Below are 12269 nucleotides of genomic sequence, written 5' to 3'. Positions count from 1 at the left end.
TAAGAAATCAATTCTTATGCAGCGAAAGGCGTTTAAAATGTATTTGCTGCCGGGTCATTCGGCAGAATACAAAAAGAGACATGATGAAATATGGCCTGAATTAGGGGTTTTATTGCATCAGGTAGGTATCCAAAACTATTCCATCTTCTTGGATGAAAGTACCCGTACGCTTTTTGGCTATTTGGAAGCCCCAGATTTATCTACACTCGATTCGCTTCCGGCTCAGGAAGTAATGAAAAAGTGGTGGGCCTATATGGCAGATATTATGGAGACGAATCCAGATCATTCACCCGTTGCTATCGATTTAACACCTGTCTTTTATTTCGCCTGATGAAGAAATTACTCTTTCTATTATTACCATTCAGTATTTTCGCTGCAAAGCCGGATCGCACTCAGGTCTTGCAACATATGCATGTAGCTAAATCGTATTTCCAAAGTGTTTGGCCAGATGTGACGAAAGTAATAGTGAGTCCAGACAAGACTCGCCCTTCCAATATTTGGACGCGTGCCGTCTTTTATGAGGGCTTAATGGAATTGTATAAACTAGATCCGCGTGCCTCTGATTTAAAATATATGGAAGATTGGGGTGAATTTCATCATTGGTCCTTGCGCAATGGCCTTAAGACAAGAAATGCGGATGATCAAGCCTGTGGGCAGGTTTATTTGGACTTATTCGACTTGAAAGCTGATTCTGCTCGCATCAAACCCATTAAAGAGAATATTGATAATATGGTTGCGACTGATAAGTCGAATGATTGGTCTTGGATTGATTGCCTTCAAATGAGTATGCCTGTTTACACCCGTTTAGGCGTTCGTTTTAAAGAGGATAAGTATTTTACTAAAATGCATGATTTGTATGCGGATACGAAAGCTAAACTATATAACCAGCAGGAGCATTTGTGGTGGAGAGACAAAGACTTCATTCCTCCCTACAAAGAACCGAATGGTACGAATTGTTATTGGTCCAGAGGTAATGGATGGGTTTTTGCGGCATTAGCGAGAACGTTGGATCTAATGCCTGCCAATGCACCCCACAGAGCCGAGTATGTGAAAGATTTCCAAGATCTTGCGGCTGCTTTATTGCCTTTACAGCGTAAAGATGGCTTTTACAATGTCAGTTTGATGGATGAATCCAATTATGGTGGACCTGAATTGACGGGTACTTCTTTATTTGTTTACGGGATGGCTTGGGGAATTCGCTCAGGTTTATTGCCTGCATCGAAATACCAGAAGTCAGTTGATAAGGGTTGGAAAGCCATTGATTCCTGTGTTCAACCCAATGGTTTTTTAGCTTATGTGCAAGGAACAGGTAAGGAACCTAAAGATGGTCAACCTGTGACTAAGACATCTGTGCCTAACTTCGAGGATTTTGGTGCAGGATGTTATTTATTAGCTGGATCGGAAATTTTAAAAGCAAAATAAATGAGGGTTCTGCTGCTATTATTTCTTTCCGTGGCTGTTTTTGCGCAAAAAATAGATCGGAAAGAGGTAATAGAACGGCATAAAGTATATAATTATACTTTAGATACTTTATCTTCCTTGTCAGTAGGAAATGGGCATTTTGCCTTCACAGTCGATGCAACAGGTTTGCAAACCTTTCCTGCTTATTATGCAAAAGGTATTCCCTTAGGTACTCAAAGTTCTTGGTCCTGGCATTCTTTCTCCAACCCAGAAAACTTTCAGCGTTCCGAAACTTACCGCACTGAAAATTATGCTGGTAGACCCATGACTTATGCCTTGCAAGCGCATAAAAATGCCCGAAAAGATGCCGCAACAGATTATTTCAGAGCGAATCCCCATCGAATTCATTTGGGTCATTGGGGTTTTCGTATAATGCTTTCTAATGGATCATTGGCTTCCTTGAAAGATATAAAGGATATAAAACAAATTTTAAATCCTTACAGAGGAGAAATTCAATCTTCATTTTCAGTGGAAGGGGTTCCTGTTAAGGTGTTTACATTTTCTGACCCTCAAGAAGATATAATCTATACGAATGTTGAATCGCCCTTACTTGTTTCAGGTCGATTAAGTTTTCAATTAGATTTTCCTTTTCCCTCACAGCAATTTTTAGACGAAGGGGTTACCGATGCTTTTCCGGAAAAACACAAATCCTTTCTTTCTGATTCCTTACTTCAGAAAGTGATATTTCACCATCAAATTGATTCATTACTTTACCCTGTGACTATACAAGCTAATGAGGCCATTCAAGTTCGGAATTTAGGTGCTCACATGTTTGAGATTAAAGCAAATCAATCAGCTCAGGTTGAAATGGCGATTGGATTTGGTGAGGTTAGATTTAGCAAGTTCATGGCTGCGCGTTTGAAGGGAAGAAAAGAGTGGGAACATTATTGGACCAAAGGAGGAATGATTGATTTTGGGCAGGTGAAGGATCAACGAGCCAAAGAATTAGAACGGCGAATGGTGCTTAGTATGTATTTGGCAAAAGTTCAATCTTCCAGCAATGAGCCCCCTCAAGAAACTGGATTGGTGTATAATTCCTGGTTTGGACGTCCGCATTTGGAAATGACCTGGTGGCATTTAATGCACTTTGCTTATTGGAATAAGGTGGAGTACCTAGAGAAAGTCTTGCCTTGGTATGAACGAAATTTCAAGGCCGCGAAAGAGTTAGCCCAGAGACAAGGATTAAGAGGTGTTAGATGGCAAAAAATGACGGATCCGGATGGGGGAGAGTCGCCCTCTTCTGTGGGATCTTTTTTACTTTGGCAACAACCTCATATTATTGATATGTTGGATGTGATAGCAAAAAGAAAGCCTATATCATTTCAAGAGAAATACCACTATTTAGTGGAGGAAACGGCATTTGCGATGGAGGATTTGTTGTCCTGGGATTCTCTTCGAAACGTTTATCGTTTAGGGCCAGGCTTTATTCCAGCCCAGGAATCGCTTCCATTTTCTACGACCTATAATGCACCATTGGAGTTAGCTTATTGGTACCAGGGTTTGCGAATTGCACAAGAATGGCGAAAAACTATAGGAAAACTACCTAATAAAAAATGGGTTCATATCTTAAGTCATTTTCCGGCTCTTCCGGAACAGGCGGGTATCTACCAAGCAGCAGAAGGATATGGTGATACCTACAAAAATCCTAAATTTATTTCAGATCATCCCGCAATAGCGGGGGCGATGGGAATGGTAGAACCGCTACCTTCTACGGATCCAATTAAAATGCGCGCTACCTTACAAAAAATAGATAAAGTATGGAATTGGGAAAGTACTTGGGGGTGGGATTACCCTTTATTAGCTATGACCGCATTACGTTTACATGATTCAGAAAGGGCGGTAGATTACTTATTGAAATCGGTTCAAAAGAATACTTATTTAAACAATGGCCACAACTTTCAAGATAAGCGTTTGAGGTTGTATATGCCAGGAAACGGTGGATTATTGTCCACTTTAGCTTGGATGGCACAAGGTCAGATAGGGAATCCTTCCTTTTCTGGTTTTCCACAAAGCTGGAAAGTAAAGATAGAAGGCTTCAAGTAATTGAACATTTTTCATTTATATTTGCATTTTATTCTTAATTTTACCGTTCAATCAATTATAATAAAATGAAAAAAGTCATTATTGGTTCCTTAGTGGGCGGTCTGATTATCTTTCTATGGCAGACAATGTCTCATGTAGCGTTAAATTTACATGAGCCTGTTCAGCAGTATACCGCTAAACAAGACACGATTCTACATTTCTTGAATAAACAAGAATTAGCACCCGGCGGGTATATTTTGCCTCGCATGAGTCATAATCAGTCAATGGAGGAGTTGGAAGGATTTACTAAGTCGATTGCTGGTAAACCTTGGGCTCGGGTGATTTATTACTCTTCTTATAAAACGGATATGACGATGAATATGATTCGTGGCTTTGCTGTGGATATATTGATTGTTTTTTTATTAGTGTGGGTTATTTCAAAATTGAAGATTCCACGTCGTTCAACCATTGTCGGTATTTCGATTGCGATTGGTTTTATGGCCTTTTGTAGTACCTCTTACACGGAGCATATTTGGTACCCAGTATATGATTTACGCGCTCAATTGATTGATGCGATAGTCGCTTGGGGGCTTTGTGGTTTTTGGTTAAGTCGTTATTTTGGCCAAAAAAGTTAATTCAAAGGCTCCATCTGGAGCCTTTTTTCTTATCTTGCTATTTCAAATATCTATTATTCAATGAAAATCAAACACCTCATCATCGGATTGTTCGCGACTTTGTCATTGCAATCTGCTATTGCTCAAGATTATCCAACGGATTATTTAAGTCCAGAATTTCACGCGGGTCGTCGTGCTGCCTTTAAAGAGAAAATGTCTGACAAAGGCGTGGGTATCTTTTTCGCATCACAAACACGTCAGCGTAGTAATGACACCGAGTTTCAATATGCGCAAAACAAAAATTTTTACTATTTAACAGGTTTAGAAGAGCCTAACGCTGTTTTATTATTGTTTAAGCAGCCAGTAACCCTTTTAGGGAAAACTGGAACTGAATTTATCTTTGTTCAAAACCGTGATCCATTTAAAGAATTATGGACAGGTAAAATTCTTGGAGTGGACGGTTTCAAAGCCAAGAGCAAGATGGAAAATGTGTTCATCAATGACCAATTTACAAGCTCTGCCATTTCTTTGGCAGGTGTTGATTCTGTCTATACGTTGTACCGTACAGAGGGTATTTTTGCTAAATACCAAGTAAAGCCAGATCCTTTAACTCGCATGGCCTCGTTAGTGGATAGTTTAGTGATTTCAAACGCAAAGCCATTGGCATCTAGATCTACATTAAATACCCTAAGAAACCTACGTGGCATTAAATTACCTGAAGAGATCGCTTTAATTCAAAAAGCAGCTTCCATCAGTGTTTTAGGTCATAATGACGTGATGCGTGCAGTAAAACCAGGTATGAAAGAATACCAGGCTCAGGCGATCATGGAATACCATTTCAAAAAAGAGGGTTCGGAATATCCTGGTTATAATAGTATCAATGGTGCAGCAGAAAATGCCTGCGTTTTACATTATATCACGAATTTGAAGACGATAAAAGAGGGAGATTTATTATTAAGTGATTGTGCAGCAGAATACCACGGTTATTCAGCGGACGTTACAAGAACGGTTCCAGCGAATGGAAAATTCTCAGAGGCGCAAAAAGCCTTGTATGAAATCGTTCTTGCTGCTCAGGATGCAGGAATTGCAGCTTGTAAAGCTGGTGCTCCATTTAGTGATATAGACGCAGCTTCCCGAGCTGTAGTGAATGCAGGTTTAATCAAATTAGGCATTGTGGCTAATGAGAAAGAAGCGCGTACGTATTTCCCTCACGGAACTTCACATCATTTAGGTTTAGATGTACATGATTTAGGACCTCGCGTTTTAGCAGCAGGTGTGGTGGTAACCGTTGAACCAGGTATTTATATTCCAGCTGGAAGTAAGTGTGATAAGAAATGGTGGAATATTGGTATCCGTATCGAAGATGATATTTTAATTACCGAAAAAGGAAATGTGAACCTTTCTCAAGGTTCTCCTCGTTCAGTGGCTGAAATCGAAAAGATGGCAGCACAGAAATCTATTTTTTAAACTAAACCACTGTCAATTATGTCAACGACTAAAAAAATATTTGTTTTTCTCTTTGTAGGTTTATTCCTTCAATCATTCAATTCCATTGCACTTGATAATCCAGATGCCATATTAGGTGTTTGGAAAACAGGGGAGGGCAATGCCATGGTGAAAATTTATAAAAACGGTGATAAATACCAAGGAAGAGTGGTTTGGTTGAAGGAGCCGATTGATCCAGAAACAGGTAAGCCCAAATTAGATAAGAATAATGCCGATCCTTCCGCTAAAACAAAACCGGTGTTAGGATTAATTAATATTTGGGGATTTGTTTCTAAAGGTGAAAATGTTTGGGAGGATGGCAATATTTATGACCCTAAGAATGGGAATACGTATTCCTCTACAATGAAGTTGATAAATAATAATTCACTTGAGGTACGTGGATATATCGGTGTCTCAATTATTGGACGAACAGATACTTGGACAAGGCAAGTGGCTAAATAACTTTAATAAAAAAAAGGCTCCATCAGGAGCCTTTTTTTGTTAGGGAGAAACTAAGTTTAAACTGATATTAAAGTAGAGAGGATTCCCTAGCTTACTTGAAAAATAGCTGTCATTATCTTCTTTTCCGTCATATTTATTCATTACATCAAATCGGTAGTTATAGCGTAATCCGACTTGTGCACTAAACCATAAAAATCCAGTGATTTTCTTATCCCACATGATTCTTGGTTTTAACTCCCCTCGTTGTATATAAAATAAATCTCGTTGAGTAGAAGGAATTGGCATAGAGAATTGGTTTCCTTCTAATTCAAATCCTGCCTGAATCATGTTCGAGGTGTTGATATTATATCTGATAAATCCTTTAGCAGGAAGTAATAATTCCATACCCCATTTATCATTGAACGTTTTGTTCCAAAACAATACCGGAAAATACATCAACCTGCCAGCTCTATATGATCTAGCGATACCTGTACCAATCATATTTTTCTCTGATTTTTTCCATCCATAAATGGCTGTTGCACTGATGGTCAGGGCATTTGACGTAACCTTAGCATTTTCATTAAATAAGCCATTGACATCTGCGCTTGCTTGAAAAATCATAAAATTGGTCTCATTCAGAGGTTTGAATATTGTTGTATTTAATCCAGCGCTGATGAGTGAAGTTTGATTTAATTGTTTTGCAAATGCATTACTACCAGGGTTTTCAACGGCAAATTTTGATCCCCAATAATTAGCTCCCAATTGCCAAATGATTTTGTTAGTTGCGACAACTGGAACATTCACTTGCGCCTTAAATACATTTACTTGGCTTACATGTTTGTCTTCTAGAATAGAAAAGGATTCCGCAATTCGAATGCCCGGCATGTGAAATTCACCGTTGTATTCATAACCAACACTAATGATTTTTTGAGGTGTTTGGTTAAGCACTTTCTGCGTGGTGTATCTTTTTACACCTTCAGGCTCACCGTAGTTGCTGTAATCCTCTAGGACTTCGGTGCTATCTGTTTGGGAAATAGATAAAAAGGAGATAAGAGTGAAACAAATAGAATATAAAATTTTCATGTAGAGTGGGTTTTAAAATTGCGTAAATATATTCCAAAATGTTTTATGAAAATTAAACGGGCAAATAAAAAAGCATTCATTTATTCTTTCGAACTAATGAATGCTTCAAATACTGAACTTAACGTTCATAAGTGGAATCGGAGGGACTCGAACCCTCGTCCAAACCTAGAGAACTGCTGCTTTCTACACGTTTAGATTTGATTAATTTTCGATGTTAGATAGGTTCAGATCAGACCTTACCTAACACTTATCCTCTGGATACTACTGAACCGTTAGAGAAATCGGATTCAGCGACTCTGCATGTCGACGCTCAGAATCCCCCGTCGGCAGAGTTTGGACAGGGCTGAACGATGGCAATTGGTTAGTCTATCAGACTAAGCAGCCATGGCATACGAAGTATTGCCAGCTATAATTCGAAGGTTTTTTTAACAGGAAATGCCTACAACTCCCGACGTGCTTACAACCGGACTACATAAGCTGTCAAAACCGGTCGATCCCAAATAGAAATGCAAAGATACATAATTTACACAGGTAAAGCAGTAGTTTGTTTGATTTCATCCATTACAAATAAAGTACTTATGTGAGCGACAGAAGGCAATACGGCTAACTTTTCTTGGTAAAACTGATTGTAGCTTTCTACATCAGCACTGACCACATTTAAATAATAATCAAAGTTTCCAGATACTAAATGGCAAGAGGTCACTTCCGGAAAGTTCAAGATGGCTGCTTCAAATTCACTAAAGTTCTTACGGTTTTGTTTCTCTAGTGTAACCTGGCAGTGTACGAGTAGGCCCAGGTTTAGTTTCTTTCTGTTTAAAAGCGCCACATAGCCTTGAATATATCCATCTGATTCCATTCGCTTGATTCGATCGTGTGTAGGGCTCAATGATAAGTTCACTTGCTCAGAGATCTCCTTGAGGGTTTTTTGGCTATCGTTTTGGATGATTTGTAAGATTTTGTGATCTAATTCATCGAGGTTTGTATTTTTTGCCATAAAGTTTTCGGTTTTCCGGTTCGAAACGCGACAGTAATCTTATTTTTTATTGCATAATTGAATTTGTGCAGTAAATATTACTTATTATTTATCATTATGCAAGATAATTTATTGTCCTGTCTATATTTGTAGTGTATTATACTTCATCAAAGGTAAAGGCCAGCGGATTTTTTTCGGTGGCCTTTCTTTTTAAACATTTATGTTATGATCATTGGTGTACCTAAAGAAATTAAAATTCAGGAGTTTCGGGTAGGCTTAACTCCGGCAGGTGTTCAAGGTTTAACTGCTAAAGGACATCAAGTATATGTCCAAGCCAGTGCAGGAGAAGGTTCAGGCCTTTCTGATGCGCAATACAAAGAAGCAGGTGCCCATATTTTAGCTACAGCTGCTGAAGTGTATGCAATAGCTGATATGATTGTGAAAGTGAAAGAACCTTTGGCAGCAGAATTTCCGCTGATTAAAAAGAATCAAATCCTATTTACCTATTTCCATTTCGCTGCGTCTCGTGAATTAACTTCCGCCATGCTAAGTTCAGATGCGGTATGTATTGCGTACGAAACAGTGGAATTAGCGGATCGTAGTTTACCGCTATTAACTCCGATGTCAGAAGTGGCAGGTCGCATGGCGATTCAAGTGGGAGCTTTTTATTTAGGTAAACCTCAAGGTGGTAAAGGAAAGTTATTAGGCGGTGTTCCTGGGGTGAAACCAGCTAATGTGTTAGTACTTGGTGGTGGAGTAGTAGGAACGCAAGCGGCGAAGATGGCGGCGGGATTAGGCGCGAATGTGACGATTATGGACACGAATTTAGCGCGTCTTCGTTATTTGGATGAAGTGATGCCAGCTAATGTTTCCACTCAGTTTTCTACTTCTTATGCGATTCAAGAAGCTTTACCATCTGTAGATTTAGTGGTAGGAGCCGTTTTATTACATGGGGCCAAAGCGCCTCATTTAATCAAACGCGATGACCTAAAGAAGATGGCTCCTGGTACGGTTTTAGTGGATGTTGCGGTGGATCAAGGTGGATGTATTGAGACTTGTAAACCTACCACACACGAGAATCCAATATATGAAATCGATGGAATCGTTCATTATTGCGTGGCAAATATGCCTGGAGCGGTTCCACAAACCTCTACAATGGCTTTAACTCAAGCGACATTGCCCTATGTGCATCTGTTAGCTAATTTGGGTTGGACAGAGGCTTGTATCCAAAATGAAGCCTTAAATAAAGGATTGACGATTTATGATGGCAAACTTTTCCATCCTGGTGTCGCGGCAACCTTTAATTTATAGTTCCCAAAATTTAACGCCCTGCGTTTTTAACAAGTCCAATTGTTGGAGATTGAATTGAAATTTAAAATTCTCCTCCTGCAATTGGGCTTCTTCTAATAAGTTTTGGATTTGGTCTAATTCCAATTGCTTAATCGTTCCCTCTTTATAACGAGCTTCTCCTAGCTGATAGGCATATTTCGCCTGATCAATCACTTTTTTCTGCGTAGCTAATTTGTCCTGAATTAGACTTAAGTTCGCTTGTCCTTGACGTAATTCGTAGGCAAGTTTGGTTTGTGTATCTTCTTTTTGAAAGGTGATGCGTTCTTGTTGGATTTTGGCCAAACTCTGTTGCATGCTCGCCCTTTTTCCTGAATAGATAGGTACAGTTAGTTTAATGCCTACCAAAGAATTCAATTTAAAGTCATCCTCAAACGCAGGCACCTCTCCATTAATGCGGGGCAAATAACCGTTTCGCACCCCAAGTGAGGCTGAACCCGCCAGGGTAGGAGTGCTCGCTTTACTTTGGATAGCAATCTCTTGCTCGAAAACCGATTTCTCTGCTTCTAAACTTAGGATAGTAGGATGTTGATCTATGGCACCTTTTGCCGTATTCGCTAGTAATATAGCTTTTATTTGGTCTTTGAGCCCTTTTTGACCGCTTTGCGTTTGCAAGAAGTCGATCAATTTATCGATTTGCGTTTCGGTCTCGGTGATTTTTGTTTCCTGATTTTGCACGCGAATGCGCAGTCCCATCACATCTAATTCCAAAGCCTCACCTAATTTGATTTGGTTCTCTACAATCGCTTTGTGCGAATTGATTCGGCCTAATTCAGCCTTTTGAATCGTGACAACGTTTTGTAAAAAAAGAATTTGGTGATATACTGTCGCGATCTGGAAGGCTAATCCAAAAGCCGTTTGATCAATCTGCGTTTGTGAAAGACGCGTCTCTAAAAGAATTTTGTCAATGGTTGATTTGTTCTTTCCCCAATCATATAGCGTTTGGCTCGCCACGAAATTCGTATTATAATTCATGTTTGGCTGAAATTGCAATACAGATGGTACTCCTCCAGTGGCAAAGGTGACTTTCGAGACAGGATCAATACGCGTTATGCCCGCCTCATATGCGACTATTGGTTTTGCATAAGAGCCTTGTATTTGCGTCTTGATTTCTCCCGCTTGTAATTGTGTTTTTTGCGCCTTTATAGAAGGAGAGTAGGTCAATACCTGCTGAACAAGCGTATTCAACTCTCTATTCGTCTGAGCTTGAGCTGTCAAGGCTAAAAGTGTTAATAGGGCAATTTTTCTCATATGATTAATGGGCCTCTTCACTGGCCTTTAAAATTTTCTCGATGTCTTTTTTATCCTTCTTGGGAGTTCTGATTAAGAAAACGAAAGGAAATATTAGGATGAAAATGATGGAAACTAATCGGAATGTGTCCAAATAAGCTAAGTAATAGGCTTGCTTAGTTACCGCCATATCAATCTGCTTGTAGGCCATTTCGCCGGCACGAGCAATCTCGCCTGTTTTCTGGGCCATCGATTGCGCAATTCCTTGGAATCGCTGCTGGAATAATGGATTTTCAGCCGTTACATTCGCTAGTAAATCGGAACGATGTTGTGCAGCACGAGTTGTCGCATAATTATTAGCCACTGCAATACCAAAAGCACCACCCAGCTGACGAATCATATTGGTCAAGGAGATACCTGAAGCATATTCTTGGGGCTTTAAACCAGCTACCGCCTGATTAATTAGGGGCATTTGTAGACAAGAAACTCCGATGACGCGAAGCATCTGCATAGGAAAGAAATCCCAACGGCCCATATCGCTCGTTGATTCACCACCGATAAAACCGAATACAATATAGATCAAAATGCCAAATACCATGAAGGGAAGTGGCTTTGCTCCTTTGGAAAGTGCACGACCAATAACTGGGAACAAAAAGACCCCTAAAAAGGTGGGAACCATTAAAGATAATCCCGTTTCCGTAGGTGTCAAACCATTTATTCGTTGTACCATAATCGGATACACGAAAACAGAGGTAAACAAGCCGAATCCACCCACTAACGTGAAGATGGAACTCATGGTGAATGTTTGGTTTTGGAAAATACGAATATTGACGACCGGAGATTTTGTATGTAATTCGCGGTAAATAAAGGCAGCAAGGCCACCCACAAATAAAAAGGCGCAAATATTAATTAAGCGAGAATCAAACCAGTCTTCTGATTCTCCCTTTTCTAACATGAACTGTAAACCCCCTACGGTTACCATTAACAACAATATTCCCAGATAATCGATCGCCATATTCTTTCGATTGGCCCCTTCGCCTTCCTTTCGGTCGATATAAACTAGGGTTAGGATTACCGCAATCACGCAAATAGGAATGTTGACTAAGAAGATATCAGACCAGTGAAAATTATCTACTAAATATCCACCCAAAACGGGTCCTAAAGACGGTCCTAAGATGATACCCATCCCAAAAAATCCAGAGGCCATGGGCCGATCTTCTGGTTCAAAGGCATCAAATAAAATGGCTTGTGACGTGGATAGGAGGGCTCCTCCACCAATTCCTTGTATAAATCGCCAAAAGACTAATTCCCATAGCGTTTCACTCATCCCACAGAAATAGGACGCAATACCAAACAGAATCATCGATCCGAGGTAGTAATTTTTTCGGCCAAAATACTCGCCTAAAAATCCTGTCATCGGGATAATCACCACGTTTGCTATGGCATAGCTAGTAATAACCCACGCGATATCCTCAATCGTAGCTCCCAAAGCACCAGAAATCTGGTTCAGGGCCACATTGACAATGGTCGTGTCCAATAACTCCATCACAGCAGCCGTGATGGTCGTTATAACAATAATAAATTTGGCAAATCCTTGCGGGCGCTCCATGAAA

Annotated in this window: 11 protein-coding genes and 1 other RNA gene; 7 read left to right on the top strand and 5 right to left on the bottom strand. The window is 39.8% G+C overall.

Going from position 1 to position 12269, the window contains the following annotated elements; genetic code table 11:
• Positions 1 to 16: 16 nt before the first annotated feature.
• The 6 genes from rhaM to G9X62_RS00150 all read left to right on the top strand — a co-directional run bounded on the left by rhaM (position 17) and on the right by G9X62_RS00150 (position 6044).
• Complete coding sequence (rhaM, locus tag G9X62_RS00175) at positions 17 to 331, top strand: L-rhamnose mutarotase (protein WP_223130826.1); 315 nt, start codon at positions 17 to 19, stop codon at positions 329 to 331.
• Positions 331 to 1422 (top strand): glycoside hydrolase family 88/105 protein, encoded by a 1092-nt coding sequence (locus tag G9X62_RS00170; protein ID WP_223130825.1) that lies wholly within the window; start codon positions 331 to 333, stop codon positions 1420 to 1422. Before rhaM ends, G9X62_RS00170 begins: the two co-directional genes overlap by 1 nt.
• On the top strand, positions 1423 to 3504 hold the full coding sequence (locus tag G9X62_RS00165; protein WP_223130824.1) for a hypothetical protein: 2082 nt from the start codon (positions 1423 to 1425) through the stop codon (positions 3502 to 3504).
• Between the two features lie 65 nt (positions 3505 to 3569).
• The gene (locus G9X62_RS00160; RefSeq protein ID WP_223130823.1) at positions 3570 to 4118 is read left to right on the top strand and encodes a hypothetical protein; all 549 of its coding nucleotides are present in this window, start codon (positions 3570 to 3572) and stop codon (positions 4116 to 4118) included.
• 60 nt (positions 4119 to 4178) lie between these two features.
• Positions 4179 to 5564, top strand: a complete 1386-nt coding sequence (locus tag G9X62_RS00155; RefSeq protein ID WP_223130822.1) for an aminopeptidase P N-terminal domain-containing protein — start codon at positions 4179 to 4181, stop codon at positions 5562 to 5564.
• Positions 5565 to 5582: 18 nt separating this feature from the next.
• Positions 5583 to 6044, top strand: a complete 462-nt coding sequence (locus G9X62_RS00150; RefSeq protein WP_223130821.1) for a DUF2147 domain-containing protein — start codon at positions 5583 to 5585, stop codon at positions 6042 to 6044.
• Between the two features lie 39 nt (positions 6045 to 6083).
• On the opposite strand, the gene G9X62_RS00145 is transcribed toward G9X62_RS00150, so the two are convergent.
• The 3 genes from G9X62_RS00145 to G9X62_RS00135 all read right to left on the bottom strand — a co-directional run bounded on the left by G9X62_RS00145 (position 6084) and on the right by G9X62_RS00135 (position 8100).
• Positions 6084 to 7106 carry a DUF6268 family outer membrane beta-barrel protein gene (locus G9X62_RS00145; protein ID WP_223130820.1) on the bottom strand — a complete coding sequence of 341 codons (1023 nt, stop codon included), beginning with the start codon at positions 7104 to 7106 and terminating at the stop codon, positions 6084 to 6086.
• Between the two features lie 129 nt (positions 7107 to 7235).
• Positions 7236 to 7604, bottom strand: a transfer-messenger RNA (tmRNA) gene (gene ssrA, locus G9X62_RS00140).
• Positions 7605 to 7629: 25 nt separating this feature from the next.
• Entirely contained in the window at positions 7630 to 8100 is a 471-nt protein-coding gene (locus G9X62_RS00135) for an Lrp/AsnC family transcriptional regulator (protein WP_223130819.1), read from the bottom strand.
• Between the two features lie 204 nt (positions 8101 to 8304).
• Here G9X62_RS00135 and ald point away from each other — a divergent pair, with 204 nt between their 5' ends.
• Entirely contained in the window at positions 8305 to 9390 is a 1086-nt protein-coding gene (gene ald / locus G9X62_RS00130; protein ID WP_223130818.1) for an alanine dehydrogenase, read from the top strand.
• Here the strand turns inward: ald and G9X62_RS00125 are convergent.
• Positions 9385 to 10677, bottom strand: coding sequence for a TolC family protein (locus G9X62_RS00125; protein ID WP_223130817.1), 1293 nt, complete (start codon positions 10675 to 10677; stop codon positions 9385 to 9387). The genes ald and G9X62_RS00125 overlap by 6 nt on opposite strands.
• Positions 10678 to 10681: 4 nt before the next feature.
• Entirely contained in the window at positions 10682 to 12265 is a 1584-nt protein-coding gene (locus G9X62_RS00120; protein ID WP_223130816.1) for a DHA2 family efflux MFS transporter permease subunit, read from the bottom strand.
• Positions 12266 to 12269: the final 4 nt, after the last annotated feature.

This window comes from Aquirufa lenticrescens, assembly GCF_019916085.1.
Lineage (GTDB): Bacteria > Bacteroidota > Bacteroidia > Cytophagales > Spirosomataceae > Aquirufa > Aquirufa lenticrescens.
Note: the sequence above shows the minus strand (reverse complement) of the source record. Positions and strands in the feature narration are given on the sequence as shown.

What these genes read in the sequence shown, in the direction of transcription:
- G9X62_RS00120 (WP_223130816.1), bottom strand. Translation starts at nt 12,265, where the DNA reads ATGGAGCGCCCGCAAGGATTTGCCAAATTTATTATTGTTATAACGACC.
- G9X62_RS00135 (WP_223130819.1), bottom strand. Translation starts at nt 8,100, where the DNA reads ATGGCAAAAAATACAAACCTCGATGAATTAGATCACAAAATCTTACAA.
- ald (WP_223130818.1), top strand. Translation starts at nt 8,305, where the DNA reads ATGATCATTGGTGTACCTAAAGAAATTAAAATTCAGGAGTTTCGGGTA.
- G9X62_RS00145 (WP_223130820.1), bottom strand. Translation starts at nt 7,106, where the DNA reads ATGAAAATTTTATATTCTATTTGTTTCACTCTTATCTCCTTTTTATCT.
- rhaM (WP_223130826.1), top strand. Translation starts at nt 17, where the DNA reads ATGCAGCGAAAGGCGTTTAAAATGTATTTGCTGCCGGGTCATTCGGCA.
- G9X62_RS00125 (WP_223130817.1), bottom strand. Translation starts at nt 10,677, where the DNA reads ATGAGAAAAATTGCCCTATTAACACTTTTAGCCTTGACAGCTCAAGCT.
- G9X62_RS00150 (WP_223130821.1), top strand. Translation starts at nt 5,583, where the DNA reads ATGTCAACGACTAAAAAAATATTTGTTTTTCTCTTTGTAGGTTTATTC.
- G9X62_RS00165 (WP_223130824.1), top strand. Translation starts at nt 1,423, where the DNA reads ATGAGGGTTCTGCTGCTATTATTTCTTTCCGTGGCTGTTTTTGCGCAA.
- G9X62_RS00160 (WP_223130823.1), top strand. Translation starts at nt 3,570, where the DNA reads ATGAAAAAAGTCATTATTGGTTCCTTAGTGGGCGGTCTGATTATCTTT.
- G9X62_RS00170 (WP_223130825.1), top strand. Translation starts at nt 331, where the DNA reads ATGAAGAAATTACTCTTTCTATTATTACCATTCAGTATTTTCGCTGCA.
- G9X62_RS00155 (WP_223130822.1), top strand. Translation starts at nt 4,179, where the DNA reads ATGAAAATCAAACACCTCATCATCGGATTGTTCGCGACTTTGTCATTG.